Annotated in this window: 13 protein-coding genes; 5 read left to right on the top strand and 8 right to left on the bottom strand. The window is 62.4% G+C overall.

From position 1 onward, the window contains the following. The first annotated feature begins 272 nt into the window (after window positions 1–272). The gene (rpmG, locus tag AC04SG_RS16755) at window positions 273–440 is read left to right on the top strand and encodes a 50S ribosomal protein L33 (protein WP_006201775.1); all 168 of its coding nucleotides are present in this window, start codon (window positions 273–275) and stop codon (window positions 438–440) included. Between the two features lie 405 nt (window positions 441–845). Here the strand turns inward: rpmG and AC04SG_RS16750 are convergent, their stop codons facing one another. Continuing rightward, window positions 846–2,219, bottom strand: a complete 1,374-nt coding sequence (locus AC04SG_RS16750) for a PleD family two-component system response regulator (RefSeq protein ID WP_488551927.1) — start codon at window positions 2,217–2,219, stop codon at window positions 846–848. A gap of 33 nt (window positions 2,220–2,252) precedes the next feature. Then, on the bottom strand, window positions 2,253–2,624 hold the full coding sequence (locus AC04SG_RS16745) for a response regulator (RefSeq protein WP_142864985.1): 372 nt from the start codon (window positions 2,622–2,624) through the stop codon (window positions 2,253–2,255). Window positions 2,625–2,860: 236 nt separating this feature from the next. On the opposite strand from AC04SG_RS16745, the gene AC04SG_RS16740 reads away from it, so the two are divergent. Together AC04SG_RS16740 and AC04SG_RS16735 are read left to right on the top strand one after the other, a co-directional pair. Further along, on the top strand, window positions 2,861–3,160 hold the full coding sequence (locus tag AC04SG_RS16740; RefSeq protein ID WP_192258736.1) for a DUF3572 domain-containing protein: 300 nt from the start codon (window positions 2,861–2,863) through the stop codon (window positions 3,158–3,160). After that, window positions 3,157–3,810 carry a hypothetical protein gene (locus tag AC04SG_RS16735; RefSeq protein WP_112564587.1) on the top strand — a complete coding sequence of 218 codons (654 nt, stop codon included), beginning with the start codon at window positions 3,157–3,159 and terminating at the stop codon, window positions 3,808–3,810. The genes AC04SG_RS16740 and AC04SG_RS16735 overlap by 4 nt, the downstream gene beginning before the upstream one ends. A 127-nt stretch (window positions 3,811–3,937) precedes the next feature. Here the strand turns inward: AC04SG_RS16735 and AC04SG_RS16730 are convergent, their stop codons facing one another. Both AC04SG_RS16730 and AC04SG_RS16725 read right to left on the bottom strand, forming a co-directional pair. After that, a complete protein-coding gene (locus AC04SG_RS16730) occupies window positions 3,938–5,449 on the bottom strand; it encodes a hypothetical protein (protein ID WP_488551926.1) in 1,512 nt (503 codons plus the stop codon). Window positions 5,450–5,552: 103 nt separating this feature from the next. Then, window positions 5,553–6,128 carry a GNAT family N-acetyltransferase gene (locus AC04SG_RS16725; protein ID WP_488551925.1) on the bottom strand — a complete coding sequence of 192 codons (576 nt, stop codon included), beginning with the start codon at window positions 6,126–6,128 and terminating at the stop codon, window positions 5,553–5,555. Between the two features lie 67 nt (window positions 6,129–6,195). Between AC04SG_RS16725 and AC04SG_RS16720 the strand changes: the two genes are divergently transcribed. After that, window positions 6,196–7,524, top strand: a complete 1,329-nt coding sequence (locus AC04SG_RS16720; protein ID WP_488551924.1) for a DNA polymerase IV — start codon at window positions 6,196–6,198, stop codon at window positions 7,522–7,524. Between the two features lie 5 nt (window positions 7,525–7,529). Here AC04SG_RS16720 and AC04SG_RS16715 read toward each other — a convergent pair whose 3' ends face one another. After that, a complete protein-coding gene (locus AC04SG_RS16715) occupies window positions 7,530–8,036 on the bottom strand; it encodes a hypothetical protein (protein WP_488551938.1) in 507 nt (168 codons plus the stop codon). 182 nt (window positions 8,037–8,218) lie between these two features. Here AC04SG_RS16715 and AC04SG_RS16710 point away from each other — a divergent pair, with 182 nt between their 5' ends. Then, window positions 8,219–9,100 (top strand): DMT family transporter, encoded by an 882-nt coding sequence (locus AC04SG_RS16710; RefSeq protein WP_488551923.1) that lies wholly within the window; start codon window positions 8,219–8,221, stop codon window positions 9,098–9,100. A 12-nt stretch (window positions 9,101–9,112) separates the two neighbouring features. Here the strand turns inward: AC04SG_RS16710 and AC04SG_RS16705 are convergent, their stop codons facing one another. The 3 genes from AC04SG_RS16705 to dnaE form a co-directional block, all read right to left on the bottom strand. Further along, a complete protein-coding gene (locus AC04SG_RS16705; RefSeq protein ID WP_488551922.1) occupies window positions 9,113–9,916 on the bottom strand; it encodes a potassium channel family protein in 804 nt (267 codons plus the stop codon). Window positions 9,917–9,968: 52 nt separating this feature from the next. Next, the gene (locus tag AC04SG_RS16700) at window positions 9,969–10,364 is read right to left on the bottom strand and encodes a nuclear transport factor 2 family protein (RefSeq protein WP_477238438.1); all 396 of its coding nucleotides are present in this window, start codon (window positions 10,362–10,364) and stop codon (window positions 9,969–9,971) included. A gap of 137 nt (window positions 10,365–10,501) precedes the next feature. Beyond that, the gene (gene dnaE / locus AC04SG_RS16695; RefSeq protein ID WP_488551921.1) at window positions 10,502–14,029 is read right to left on the bottom strand and encodes a DNA polymerase III subunit alpha; all 3,528 of its coding nucleotides are present in this window, start codon (window positions 14,027–14,029) and stop codon (window positions 10,502–10,504) included. Window positions 14,030–14,109: the final 80 nt, after the last annotated feature.

Genomic DNA, 14,109 nt, shown 5'->3' with positions numbered 1-14,109 from the left:
CCATTCCAGCGGCTCAAAACATCCCGAAACTTCTGCATTCTCCGGTCCTGTAGCCATGCTGCCCGCTTCATCCCCAGCCTCCATTCGCTGGCGATAAAACCGGACAACTCGCGTGCTACCTAATCCGGACAACTCGTGTGCTTACGACACAGCTGGTGCGCCGGGCTTGACTTTCCGGGCACGTTCTTTATGTGTCGCGCCAAGTTTCCCGCGTCCGGGTGTTTTCCCCCGCTCCAGCGGCCAAAACCCCACGAACATAACGGACTGATACAATGGCCAAAGCCGCAAACATCAAGATCAAGCTTCTGTCGACCGCCGACACCGGTTTCTTCTACGTGACCAGCAAGAACAGCCGTACCAAGACGGACAAGCTGTCCTTCCGCAAGTACGATCCGGTCGCCAAGAAGCACGTCGAGTTCAAGGAAACCAAGATCAAGTAATCTGGTTTCTATACGTTCTTAAAAACGCCGTCCCTTGGGGCGGCGTTTTTGTTTTGTAGGCTCTGAAAGGCCGGAAGCCTCCGCAGCCTGACGCGGGATTCGAGTGATTTTTGGCGAAAAAAGGGGGCCGGTCGGCGTATGGCAGCGGTACGAGGAGGCCACTATGTGCCAGCGCCGGCCGGCCGACCCCACGGACCCAGGAGATGCGGCGGACCTGAGCATCATGGGGTATCTTCGGCTCGATGCGGCTGTCTATCCTCGCGCCCGCATCGCCTTTGTTCTTGCACCGCACATTTGCGCAACAACGCTGGAAAATCAATAGTTTCTTAACCAAGCCTCCCGAATCGTTTGGATTAAGGTAAATTCCTAACCCTGCCCGGTTGACTGCATAATCGGCGGTCCAGCCTACGCCGCCTTGGCGACAACGCGGTTGCGGCCGCCGCTTTTGGCCTCGTAGAGCGCCACGTCGGCGCGCTTCATCAGCGCCGCGACCGTGTCCGCACCGTTCAGAACCGACGACACGCCGACGCTGACCGTGACCTCGATGGTCTTGCCCTCATGGCCGATGGCAAACGGCAACTGGGCGATTTCGGCGCGAATGCGCTCGGCAACCTTTTCCGCCACCGCGCCGTCCGTGTCCGGCATCACCACGACGAATTCCTCGCCGCCGAAGCGGCAGGCGAGGTCGATGCCCCTGACATTCTTGCGCAGCCGCCGGGCGAATTCGCGCAGCACGTCGTCGCCGCCATCGTGGCCATGCGCGTCATTGACGGTCTTGAAGCGATCGAGATCGGTGATCATCACCGACAGAGGCCGCCGCCGAGCCACAGCGCGGTCGAACAGCGTCTGCAGATGGCTGTCGAGGTAGCGCCGGTTGTGCAGCCCGGTCAGCCCGTCGGTCACCGCCATCTCGATGGTCTGGGTGACGCTGGCGCGCAGCTGGTCGTTGTAGCGCTTGCGGCGCACCTGCGTGCGCAGCCGCGCCATCAGCTCCTGCTGATCGATCGGCCGCATCAGATAGTCGTTGATGCCGAGTTCGAGGCCGCGGATGATGCGGCCCTCCTCGCCTTCCTCGGCAAGCAGGATGATCGGCAGGAAGCGGGTGCGATCGAGCGAACGCAATTGCGAGCATAGCCGCAGCGGATCGAAATCGGCAAAACCGGTCGAGATCAGCACGCATTCGTATGGCGCCTCGGCAGCCTGGAAGAAACCGGCATGCGGGTCGGTGGCAATGTCGAGCTCGGCGCTGCCCCGCAGCATTTTCTGGACGCGTTCGAAGGAGGATTTGCGCTCGTCGATCAACAACACCTTCGGCGTCGCGTCCTCGGACGTGAAGCTGCGGCTCAACAGCGCCTCGATGCCGATGTTGCGGGTGGTCGAGGCGCGCAGACGCAACTCGTCGGTCAGCGACTTCAGCCTGACCAGGCTCTTGACCCGCGTCATCAGCTGCAAATCGTTGACCGGCTTGGTCAGGAAATCGTCGGCGCCGGCCTCGAGGCCGCGCACCCGGTCCGAAACCTGGTCGAGCGCGGTGATCATGACCACCGGTATATGCGAAGTCGCCGGATCGCTCTTCAACCGCTTGCAGACCTCGAACCCGTCCATGTCGGGCATCATCACGTCCAGCAGCACGACATCGACCTTGCCGTTTTCGCAGGTCTCGATCGCATCCAGCCCGTTGGAGGCGGCCAGCACCTCGAAATATTCGGCCAGCAGCCGAACCTCCAGTAGCCGCACATTGGCAGGGATGTCGTCGACGACGAGAATCCGCGCAGTCATTTCACAAGGCTCCGGCTGGAATGGGTGCTGGCATCAGGCGTCACCCAGATAGGATTTGATGGTTTCGATGAAACGCGGCACCGAGATCGGCTTGGAGATGTAGGCCTCGCAGCCCCCTTGGCGAATACGTTCCTCGTCGCCCTTCATGGCGAAGGCGGTGACGGCAATCACCGGAATGGAACGGAGGTCGTCATCCTCCTTCAGCCATTTCGTCACTTCCAGGCCTGACACTTCCGGCAGCTGGATATCCATCAGGATCAGGTCCGGCCGGTGCTGGCGCGCCAGATCGAGCGCCTCGAGGCCGTTGCGCGTGCGCACCGTCTCGTAACCGCTGGCTTCGATGAGGTCCCGAAAGAGCTTCATATTGAGCTCATTGTCCTCGACGATCATCACCTTCTTAGGCATCGATTTCCCGTCCCGGCCGGGCTTCTGCCTGAAACCCGCCGTCATGCGCCCTTGTCGGAGCACCAAACCCTCCTTCACTCTACGACAATATGATTGACGAAACGGAAACCCGCAGCTGTAAAAGCCCTTCGGATTCCACCTCGAAAACCACATTGGATTGGGGCGGTGGCTTGCCGCAAGCGACGCTTGCCATTACTGCGGAAAAGAGACTCATTTCCGCAAACCAGAAGGTAATGATGGCAAACGCAGCGTCAATGCGCGAGGAGGCGGAAACCATTGCAGTGAAGGCACTGGGCTTCGTCGCCGCCGACCCCGAACTCCTGCCGCGCTTCCTGGCAATCACCGGCATCGAGGCGTCTGCTATCCGGCGCGCCGCAGCCGAACCGGGATTCCTTGCTGGCGTCCTGCAGTTCATCCTGGCCCACGAGCCGACCTTGCTGCGCTTTGCCGAGGAAACTGGCACCCCGCCGGCTGCCGTCGGCAAGGCGTTGCGCGCGCTGCCGCTTGGCGGCGACGACCATGAGCATTCGATATGAGCGACGATCCCGAGACGGCACGCCAGATCGCCGAACTTGCAGCCGACGACCGGCCTCTGCTGATCCTCGACGTCGATGATGTCGTGCTCGAATTCATCCGGCCGTTTCCGCATTTCCTGAAATCGCGCGGTTTTGGGCTCACGCTGGCCTCCTTCCGCCTCACCGGCAACATCGCCGAAACGGCGAGCGGCCGGCTGATCGAACAGCCGGAGGTGACGGCACTGCTTGGCGATTTCTTCGACGCGCAGGCCGACTGGCAAAGCGTCACCGACGGCGCTGAACAAGCGCTTGCCAGTCTCGGCGACCGCGCCGAAATCGTCCTTTTGACCGCCATGCCGCACCGCCATCGCGCGGCGCGCCGCGCCCATCTCGATGCGCTCGGGCTGCCCTATCCACTGTTGACCACCGAGATGGCCAAGGGACCGGCGGTGGCCAAGTTGCGCGGCAGCAAAGGGCGGCCCGTGGCCTTTGTCGACGACCAGCCCGCCAACCTCATCTCAGCGCGCAATTCCGTGGCCGATGCGCACCTGTTCCATCTGATGGCCGACAATTCGCTGCGCGCCTACCTGCCGCCGGTGCCCGACGACATCGTCTCGGTCGAGGACTGGCGCGACGCCGCGCCGAAAATCGCCAGCGCGCTCGGGCTTTAAGCCCAAGCGCTTCCGAGCCTAGAGCAATTCCAGGAAAAGTGTGTAACGGTTTTCCGTCCGGAATTGCGTAAAAACAAATACTTAGAGCGGCTCAGCGATTCCGTGAAACGCTGAACCGCTCTGGGGATCAGGGCTGCAACTTCGCCCCTGCGCCGCCACTATTGCCATCGCCAGGGCTCGTACCCTGACCGGCGCCGTCTTCCATGACCGGATCGGGGCCCTTCAGCATGGCGCCGTTGACCGTCACTGACCCATCGTGCATGGCATTGATCACCCATTCGATACGGCCGTCCGGCAGCGTCTTGGCGAAACCCTTGATGGCCAGCGCCCCGGTGAAAGCCTGCGACGCCTGTGGGTCCGTCTTCGCCGCCTCCTGCAGGCTCGCCACAATCTTGTCGTAGCCGGTGACGTCGATGGTCACATTAGCGTCCGGCTTCTTGCCGGGGAAGGTCATCTCGCCTTCCATCGCGATCACGATGCTGCCGTTCCTGACCGTGCTGTGTCCGAGAACGAATTTTGGTGTCTTGGCCAGGAAATCGGCGGAGATCTCGTCGCCGAAGTCCGCCGGCAGCGGTGGATCCTTGCTGAAATCAAGGGTTTCGATGGTCTTCTTGGCCATGCTGTCGAGATCGATGTTGGCGCCGCCGAAATTCAGGTCGATATCCGTTGGCAGCAAAGCAACGCTCCAGCCGGGTACTATCTGCTGCGGTACGGTCAGGCCGGAAACCTTGAAGGCGTAATTGATCTTGCCGTCCTTGGCGATGCCGTCCATGCCGACCACAGTGTCCAGCTGCGCCGCACCGAAATTGCCGACGTATGTTTCAATGGCGAGTTTCTTGAATGTGTAGGTCCCGTCGATCCGTTCCCATAGCGGCAAGGCTCCGAGCAGAAGCGTTTTGAGTTCTGCTTGATCGGCTTTGAGCCGCGCTTCGTCTTCATGGGCAACGGCGAATGCCAAAAGGTCCAGAAGCGGCTTGGTCCGAATGGCTTTGGCAGTCACGTTCACAGCGAGTTCGGGTGCCTTGAGCGCTGCGACTGCCCGGTCGTCGATTTTGACTGTTTCGACGAAGTCGGCCATCGCCTGTGTCACGTTAAGGTCGACGCCGCCATCGGGAGATTTGCTGGCGGTAAACTTGGAAGAGCCCGGCCCAACGCTCAAATCTGTTAGTTGCCTGGGTTGGCGTGACGTCATCGTCATGCCCGCTATGGAACTTCCGCCGTCGACGAATGCCCCCAGTTCCGGGTCATACACGCCTGTGAACTTGCCGTCCTTGACAGCGATTTGCGCGCTGTTCGGCCCATCCGGGCCATTTACCTCGACGGAACCGGTTGTAGAGAAATCCGAGGAGACGTCCCAGCCTCCATCGCCCCGGGGTTTGACCAGTAACGTGACGGGCGGGAAATCGAACTTCGCTAGATCCTGCTTCGGCATCTTCGCCGCAAGCGCCTTCATATCGAAAGTGATCTTGTAGGTGCTCCCTTCGGCAGAGACCTTCAAAATACCTTCATTGAGCGCCTGTTTGCCGACATAGCGGGAAAGGTCATCGGTGAGCTGCTTGGCGCCCTGGCTATCGACCGTCTGGCCAAGCGCAGGTGCGCTGCAGGCAAGAAGCAAAACAAATGGCAAAACGCGCTTCATATCGATCCTCCACTCTATTGCGGCCGTCAAAACCGTTTCTGCCACTGGTAGGGAAATACCATCACAGCCGCAAGACAAGACCCATGGGATAGCTGGCCGCCTGCTACAGGACCAGCCGCATCAGCGGCCGGCCGGCCTTGCGTTCGACAAGCCGCTCGAAGCCGGCCTTTTCGAACACACGCGACGAGCCGACGAACAGACCGATCGAACGCGAATCGCGCGACACATCGATCGGACAGGCCTCGACCACCCGCGCTCTGTTCTGGCGGGCAAAGGCGATGCCGCCCTCGACCAAGCGATGGCTGATGCCCCTGCCGCGCGCACTGGCGCGAATGAAGAAGCAGGAGATCGCCCACACGCCGGGATCGGTGGCGTCGGACGGATCGACCGGCGCCGAACCCCTGCCCCGATTGTTCCATTCGGGCACGTCGGCGCGTGGGCCGATTTGCATCCAGCCGACCGCCTGGCCGTCCTCGAAAGCCAAAAGCCCCGGCGGCGGCCCGGCCTCGATGCGCGCCTTGATAAGATCCTTGTTGCGCTGCTTGTCGCTGGCGCGCCGCGCCGCCGGCGCCTGTCTGAAATAGGTGCACCAGCAGCCGTAACAGGCGCCCTGCTTGCCGAAAAGATCCTCGAAATCCGCCCATAGGTCGGGCTTCAGCGGCGCTATGGTCGTGCTCATGAGTTCTCTCCCGGTTAACCGCTTGTGGCGGCTTCCGTCCTGACGTACCATTGCATCTGTTCTCTTTATGTTCGCAGCGATGGCGGCCCCTGTCAACAATCCCGAGCACGGTTTTTGCCGCGACTGCCTGACCTTTCAGCGCAGCGATGTCAGACGCTGCGAGCGCTGCGGCAGTCCCCGGCTCGCCCGTCATCCCGAACTCTACCGTCTGCATCTTGCCCATATCGATTGCGACGCCTTCTATGCAGCGATCGAAAAGCGCGACAACCCGGCGCTGAAGGATAAGCCGCTGATCATCGGTGGCGGCAAGCGCGGCGTCGTCTCCACCGCCTGCTACATCGCCCGCATCAAGGGCGTGCGCTCGGCAATGCCGATGTTCAAGGCGCTCGAAGCCTGTCCGGAGGCGGTCGTCATCCCGCCCAATATGGAAAAATATGTCCGCGTCGGCCGCGAGGTGCGCGCGCTGATGCAGGCACTGACACCGCTGGTCGAACCGCTCTCGATCGACGAGGCGTTTCTCGACCTTGCCGGCACCGAGCGCCTGCACGGCATGCCGCCGGCAGTGGTGCTGGCGCGCTTTGCGCTGACCGTCGAAAGGGAAATCGGCATCACCGTTTCGGCCGGCCTCTCCTACTGCAAGTTCCTGGCCAAGGTTGCCTCCGATTTCCGCAAGCCGCGCGGCTTTTCGGTGATCGGTGAGGCCGAGGCGCTGGGTTTTCTCGCCGAGCAGCCGGTGACGCTGATCTGGGGCGTCGGCAAGGCTTTTGCCGCAACGCTGGAACGCGACGGCATCCGCACCATCGCCCAGCTGCAGCGCATGGAGCGCGCCGATCTGATGCGCCGCTATGGTGTGATGGGCACCCGGCTCTACCATCTGTCGCGCGGCCAGGACGACCGCCGTGTCGACCCCGATCAGGATGCAAAAAGCGTCTCGGCCGAAACCACTTTCGACACTGATATAGCTGACATGGACGAGCTGGTTCCGGTGCTGCGAGGACTGTCTGAAAAGGTATCGGCGCGGCTGAAAAAGTCAGGCATTGCCGGGCGCACCGTGGTGCTGAAGCTGAAGACGCAGGACTTCAAGCTGCGCACCCGCAACCGCCAGCTCGGCGACCCGACAAGGCTGGCCGACCGCATCTTCCAGACCGGCCTCGACCTGTTGCGCAAGGAGGCGGACGGGACGAAGTACCGGCTGCTCGGCATCGGCGTCAGCGACCTCTCGGACGAGGGGAAGGCCGACCCGCCCGATCTCGTCGATGTCGGCTCGCGCAAGCGAGCCATGGCCGAAAGCGCCATCGACACGCTGCGCGACAAGTTCGGCAAGAAGGCGGTGGAAACCGGCTACACCTTCGGCAAGGGCCGCAACGCCAACCCGCCGGAGCCGATCGAGGAGTAATCGGCTTAGATGCGCTGCAGATCGATGCGGCTCGTCACCACGCTCTTGCCGGTTTTCGGATCGACGTCGGTAACGGTCAACCGCATTCCGTCGCCGCTGGTTTTCTCGACCGTCAACCGCGCCTTGCGATCGCCATTGACCTCCGTCGCCCAGCTGATGCCGAGATTGATCGCGTTGCCCGAGCGGCTGCCGGCGAGCTGTGCCGGCCCGGTACGCGATCCGACATAGACGCCGGTGTATTTCGCTCCGCTGGCCTTCAGATCCGCGCTGATCGCGCGCGTCACCACGATCAGACCGCGGCAGTTGCCGTCAAGCGACAATGAGGTCGACGTCGCGTCGGAATTGAAGGTGCAGGACACATTCACAGTCGGTGCGTCGGTGGTGACCTTGACTGTCCCTTTGCCTGAGAAATTGCCCTGCAGGGAGCTGAGAAAATCCGCCTCGTCGGCTTGGGCCGCCCCGCTCGCAGTTGTCAGGCAGCCGGATAGCAGAAATCGCGCGAATGATTTCATTGGTATCTCTCCCCCGTTGATGTTGAAGAACAATGCGTCCAGGAATTGGCCAATATCGGGAACCAACGCCTGCCGTCGTGTCAGGTTCCACTTCCTGCTTGGCTGTTTTGCAACGGGTCTGGCCCAGTCGAATGCGTCGCCTAGCGGTTGCGATAGAAGTCCCGGCTTGCGACATAGCGCCTATGGCCCCTTCCCCATCGATCCCTAGAGCCGCCTTCTGGATGGTGCTGTCGATCGCCTCGTTCCTGGCGATGTCGGTCGCCGGCCGCGCCACCACCGCGGAGCTCAACGTCTTCCAGGTGCTGGAACTGCGCTCGGTGATCGGCTTTTTCATCCTGTTGCCGCTGGTGATGATGAGCGGCGGCTTTGCGGCGATGCGCACGCAGCGCCCCGTCGCCCATCTCGCCCGCAACATCATCCACTATACCGGCCAGGCGGCATGGCTTTACGCATTGACGTTGATCCCGCTGGCCGTGCTGATCTCGATCGAATTCACGACGCCGATCTGGACGGCCCTGCTCGCGGTCGGCTTCCTCGGCGAAAGGCTGTCGCGGCCCAAGCTGGCGGCGATCGCGCTGGGGCTGATCGGCGTGGTGATCATCGTGCGGCCCGGCGTTGGCGCCGTCGATCCGGGGCACCTGATCGTGCTCGGCGCCGCGGTCTGCTTCGGCATTTCGGTGGTCATGGTGAAGTCGCTGACGCGCACCGACAGCGTCGTGCGCATCATCTTCTGGATGCTGATCATCCAGTCCGTGGTCGGCTTGATCCCGGCGCTCTGCGAATGGCGCAACCCGCCACCGGAACTCTGGCCGTGGATCGCCCTGATCGCCTTCACCGGCATGTCTTCGCATTTCTGCATGGCCCGCGCACTCGCCTATGCCGACGCGACCGTGATCTCACCGATGGACTTTTTGCGCGTGCCGCTATCGGCGCTGATCGGCTGGCTGCTCTACAGCGAGCAGATCGACGCCTTCACCGCCGGCGGCGCCCTGCTGATCCTGCTGGGCAACCTGCTCAACCTGCAGCGCAAGGCGCCGCAACCAGCGGAAGTCGCTACGTCATAGCACTGCCGCCAATCAGCTTCCTTCGTCGGGGATGTTGAGGAGATGCCCGCAGGCCTTGCAATGCACTGCGTCCGGTTCGTGCCGCTGCAAGCCGCATTGCGGACAGGGAAAGAACACCTTGGCGGGGCGGAAGATCGCCGTCGCCAGCCTGACGAACAGCGATATGCCGATGATCATGGTGACGATTGCGGTCAGCTTGCCGGCGATCCCCGGCAGCACGATGTCGCCGAAACCGGTGGTCGTCACCGTGGCGACGGTGAAATACAGCGCGTCGATATAGTTCTCGAGGCCCGCGCCGGTGCGGAAGAAGAAGGTGTAGACGAAACCGGTGATGACGAACAGGAACGTCAAAAGGTTGATGACCGCGTGGCTCGCCTCGCGCCAGGGCCTCAGTCCGCGCATTTCAAAATGTCGCCACAACGAGCCGCTGCGCGACAGCGACCACAGTCGCAGGATACGCAGGAACGCCAGATTTGCGAACGTCGTCGGCATCAGCAGCGTCAACAGGATGAAGATATCGACCCATGAGGTCGGCTGTTTCATCAGCCGCAGCATATCGTTGGAGGCGAGCAGCCGGGCAATCAAATCGGCGGCGACCAGGGCGGCGACGGTATAGTCGAGCCACAGGAATGACGGCTTGTCTTGGAGCACCGGCGTAGCAACGAAAAAGGCGATGATGGCGAGGTCGATGATGACAGCCGCCAGCTGAAACCGGAACGCCGCCGGCGTGCGCCCGTGATAGAGCTTGCGCAGCCTGTCACGCAGCCCCGCCACAACAGAGCTTTGCTGCGATCCGTCCTTGTCATGCTCTTTCATCGCGATTGCGTAGCGTCCGGCGCGCAAGCCGTCCAGTGGCCAAGGGACGTCGTCAGCGTTGCACCGTGCCATCGGGCCCGACAACGCCCCAGGCGGTCGCCGTATCGTAGAAGAACTGCTCCTTGGCGATCCGATCACCGCGCCACTGCTGCAGCGCCACCTCTTCCAGCCGCTGGACGACACCATCCTTGTCGGTCTTGTCGAATGTCCAGCGGATGGCGACGTTGTCGCCGTCGACCAGGAAAGTCTGGACGGGATGCGTGTGCATCTTCTGGAGTTGGTCCAAAACCGATTGCTCGCGCGCCATCAGCATTTCCTTGCCGCGCCGCGGGACGCCGAGATTCTCCTGCATGGTGGCATCGTCATGATAGAAGTCGGCGATCGCCTTGACATGGCTGCCTTTGACCACCTCCTTGAGGAAAGCTTCGACGCGTTCGCGGCTGGGCATGATTGTGCGTTCCTTTGAAGTTCGTGCTCAACGCATGTGGTTCAAAGGAGCTTCACTTCAACCATGCGGGGCACGCTGGCCCTATCGGCCGCAATGTCATGTGATTGCCGTCGGCATCGCCTGAATATCAGCGCAGCCTAGACGAGTTCGACTTCCACCACACCCGGCACAGCGCGCATCGCAGAGGCGATCTGCGGCGAGATGCGATAGCGGTTGGGCAATTCGATCTCTACCTCGCCCTGACCGGCCTCCTTGATCAGCACGAAGCTGACCTGACCCTCCCCCTTCACCGCCAACTGGCCGGCCAGCATACCGATCGGGGCCGCATCGCGCACGAAAATGCGCAGCGCCTTCTGGATACGGCTTGCCTCGTCCTCCAGCGACTGCACCGTCTGGATGCGCAGATTGACGCCTTCCGGCCGGTCCTCCGCCGAAACGGTGATTACCACCGAACGGCCGGGCTCGAGCAGGTCGCGATATTGCGCCAGCCCCTCTGAAAACAGCACGGCCTCATACTGGCCAGATGTGTCGGAAAAAGCGATGACGCCCATCTTGTTGCCGGTGCGGGTCTTGCGCTCCTGCTTGGTGGTGACCGTGCCGGCAAGCCGCCCGGCGGCGGCACCGCGTTTGACCGCGGCCGAGAACTCGCCCCAGTTTTGCACCCGCATTTTCTGCAAAGCCGCCTTGTACTCGTCGAGCGGATGCGCCGAGAGATAGAAGCCCACCACTTGGAATTCGCGGTGCAGCCGGTCCGCTGCAAGCCATGGATCGGTCGGCGGCAAATTGAGCGCCTGCTGCTGCGCGCCGAGCGACGCGCCGAAAATGTCGTGCTGGCCCGAAATTGCGTTCTGCTGCGCCAGCGAGGCCAACCCCATCATCCGTTCGACGCCGGCCATCATCTGGGCGCGGTCATGGCCGAAGCAATCCAGCGCGCCGGCCATGATCAGGCTTTCGAAGACCCGCTTGCCGACGATCTTCGGGTCGACCCGCTCGCAGAAATCGGCGAGGTTCTTGAACGGCTTTTCGCCGCGCATCGCGACGATGTGCTCGACCGCCGCGTCGCCGACGCCTTTCAGCGCGGCAAGCGAATAATAGATGCGGTTCTCGCCGACCTCGAAATTGCGGAAGCTGGTCATCACTGACGGCGCCACCACCTCGATGCCGAGGCGCAGCGCATCCTGGCGGAAATCGGCGAGCTTGTCGGTGTTGCCCATGTCGAGCGTCATCGACGCCGCCAGGAATTCGACCGGGTAGTGCGCCTTGAGATAGGCGGTCTGGTAGGAAACCACGGCGTAAGCCGCGGCGTGCGATTTGTTGAAGCCGTAGTCGGCGAACTTCGCCAAAAGGTCGAAGATGAAGTCGGCCTGCGGCTTGCCGACGCCACGCTCGACGGCACCGGAGACGAAGCGCTCGCGCTGCTTGTCCATCTCGGCGCGGATCTTCTTGCCCATGGCTCGGCGCAGCAGGTCGGCTTCGCCGAGCGAATAGCCCGACAGCTCCTGCGCGATCTGCATCACCTGTTCCTGATAGACGATGACGCCTTGCGTCTCCTTCACCAGATGGTCGATCTTGGGGTGGATCGAGGCCATCTCCTCTTCGCCATGCTTTCTGGCGTTGTAGGTTGGGATGTTCTCCATCGGACCGGGACGGTAGAGCGCCACCAGCGCGATAATGTCCTCGATGCAGTCGGGCCGCATGCCGATCAGCGCCTTGCGCATGCCGGCACTTTCCACCTGGAACACGCCGACCACTTCGCCGCGCGACAGCATGGCGTAGGTGTCGGGATCGTCGAGCGGGATCGTCGCCAGGTCGATCTCGATGCCGCGGCGGCGGATCAGCTTCACCGCCGTCTCCAGCACCGTCAGCGTCTTCAGGCCGAGGAAGTCGAACTTCACCAACCCGGCCTGCTCGACATATTTCATGTTGAACTGGGTGACCGGCATGTCCGAGCGCGGATCGCGGTACATCGGAACCAGTTCCGACAGCGGCCTGTCGCCGATGACGATGCCGGCGGCATGCGTCGAGGCGTGGCGGTAGAGGCCTTCCAGTTTCTGCGCCATGTCGAGCAGCGTCTGGACGATCGGCTCTTTCTCCGCCTCCTCGGCAAAGCGCGGCTCGTTGGCGATGGCATCCGCGAGCTTGACCGGATTGGCCGGGTTCTGGGGCACCATCTTGGAGAGCTTGTCGACCTGGCCGTAAGGCATCTGCAAGACGCGGCCGACGTCGCGCAGCACGGCGCGTGCCTGCAGCGTACCGAAGGTGATTATCTGCCCCACCTGATCGCGGCCGTATTTCTGCTGGACGTAGCGGATGACTTCCTCGCGCCGGTCCTGGCAGAAATCGATGTCGAAGTCGGGCATCGACACGCGGTCGGGGTTGAGGAAGCGCTCGAACAGCAAGGAGAAGCGCAGCGGGTCGATGTCGGTGATGGTGGTCGAATACGCGACCAGCGATCCCGCGCCCGAACCGCGGCCCGGCCCCACCGGAATGCCTTGCGCTTTGGCCCACTTGATAAAGTCGGCAACGATCAGGAAGTAGCCGGGGAATTTCATCTTCTCGATGATGGAAAGCTCGAAATCGAGCCGCTCGCGATACTGCTCGACGGTATAGCCGGCAGTGGGTCCATGCGCCGCCAGCCGCGCATCGAGCCCTTCATGGGCCTGGCGGCGCAGTTCGTCGGCCTCGGCCTTCAGCGCCACCTCATTGTCGGCGACATCGCCCCCGGTAAAGCGCGGCAGGATCGGGTTGCGGGTCTTGGGATAATAGGAGCAGCGCAGCGCGATTTCGACGGTGTTGTCGATCGCTTCCGGCAGATCGGCGAACAGCCGTGCCATATCGGCCTGACTGCGCAGGAAATTGTCCGGCGACAGGCGGCGGCGGTTGTCGGCGGCAACGACTGAGCCTTCGGCAATGGCGATCAGCGCGTCATGCGCGTCATAGTCGTCGCGGGCGGAGAAGAACGCCTCATTGGTGGCGACAAGCGGCAGGTCATGGGTATAGGCAAGATCGACCGATGATTTCTCGATCATGCGGTCATAGCCGGAAACCCGGTCCAGCTCGACATAGAGCCGGTCGCCAAACAGCGCCTTGAGAGCAAGCAGCCTCGCTTCGGCAAGATCGCGGCGGTCTTCCTTGAGAGCCCGGCCGATCGGCCCGCGCGGCCCGCCGCTGAGGCAGATCAGGCCATCGCTATGGCCCTCAAGCATTGCTGACGTCAGATGCACGGCCTCGCCCGGTGGCGTCTCCAGATAGACCTGGCTGACCAGCCTGACCAGATTGCCGTAGCCGGCCTCGGTGGCGGAGAGCAGCACCACGGGGTGCATATCCGGACCATGGCGGCGGCGGTCGCGCTGCGCATCGCTGGTCTCGCCCGAAAAGGCGAGATCGATCTGGCAGCCGATGATCGGCTGGATACCTTCCTTCACCGCCTTCTGGGCGAATTCCAGCGCGCCGAATAGATTGTTGGTGTCGGTGACGGCGATGGCCGGGCACTCGTCCTTGACGGCATGGCCGACAACGGCGCCGAGCTGCAAGGCGCCTTCAAGCAGCGAATAGGCCGAATGCACGCGCAGATGGATGAACCGCCGCGCCGGTGCCTCCGGGCGCGCAGCAGCGATCGCTGCTTCGCGCTTCAGGGGATCGCGTGGAAGTCTGTCATCCGCCATGATTTCTCGCGCTGCCTAAGGCTTTGAGTCGATGGAGATGTATTGTCCGGGACGGCGCGATACCAGTCCAGCACAAACGA

It is taken from the genome of Mesorhizobium sp. CNPSo 4684 (assembly GCF_057784315.1).
Note: the sequence above shows the minus strand (reverse complement) of the source record. Positions and strands in the feature narration are given on the sequence as shown.

What these genes read in the sequence shown, in the direction of transcription:
- rpmG (WP_006201775.1), top strand. Translation starts at nt 273, where the DNA reads ATGGCCAAAGCCGCAAACATCAAGATCAAGCTTCTGTCGACCGCCGAC.
- AC04SG_RS16750 (WP_488551927.1), bottom strand. Translation starts at nt 2,219, where the DNA reads ATGACTGCGCGGATTCTCGTCGTCGACGACATCCCTGCCAATGTGCGG.
- AC04SG_RS16745 (WP_142864985.1), bottom strand. Translation starts at nt 2,624, where the DNA reads ATGCCTAAGAAGGTGATGATCGTCGAGGACAATGAGCTCAATATGAAG.
- AC04SG_RS16740 (WP_192258736.1), top strand. Translation starts at nt 2,861, where the DNA reads ATGGCAAACGCAGCGTCAATGCGCGAGGAGGCGGAAACCATTGCAGTG.
- AC04SG_RS16735 (WP_112564587.1), top strand. Translation starts at nt 3,157, where the DNA reads ATGAGCGACGATCCCGAGACGGCACGCCAGATCGCCGAACTTGCAGCC.
- AC04SG_RS16730 (WP_488551926.1), bottom strand. Translation starts at nt 5,449, where the DNA reads ATGAAGCGCGTTTTGCCATTTGTTTTGCTTCTTGCCTGCAGCGCACCT.
- AC04SG_RS16725 (WP_488551925.1), bottom strand. Translation starts at nt 6,128, where the DNA reads ATGAGCACGACCATAGCGCCGCTGAAGCCCGACCTATGGGCGGATTTC.
- AC04SG_RS16720 (WP_488551924.1), top strand. Translation starts at nt 6,196, where the DNA reads ATGTTCGCAGCGATGGCGGCCCCTGTCAACAATCCCGAGCACGGTTTT.
- AC04SG_RS16715 (WP_488551938.1), bottom strand. Translation starts at nt 8,036, where the DNA reads ATGAAATCATTCGCGCGATTTCTGCTATCCGGCTGCCTGACAACTGCG.
- AC04SG_RS16710 (WP_488551923.1), top strand. Translation starts at nt 8,219, where the DNA reads ATGGCCCCTTCCCCATCGATCCCTAGAGCCGCCTTCTGGATGGTGCTG.
- AC04SG_RS16705 (WP_488551922.1), bottom strand. Translation starts at nt 9,916, where the DNA reads ATGAAAGAGCATGACAAGGACGGATCGCAGCAAAGCTCTGTTGTGGCG.
- AC04SG_RS16700 (WP_477238438.1), bottom strand. Translation starts at nt 10,364, where the DNA reads ATGCCCAGCCGCGAACGCGTCGAAGCTTTCCTCAAGGAGGTGGTCAAA.
- dnaE (WP_488551921.1), bottom strand. Translation starts at nt 14,029, where the DNA reads ATGGCGGATGACAGACTTCCACGCGATCCCCTGAAGCGCGAAGCAGCG.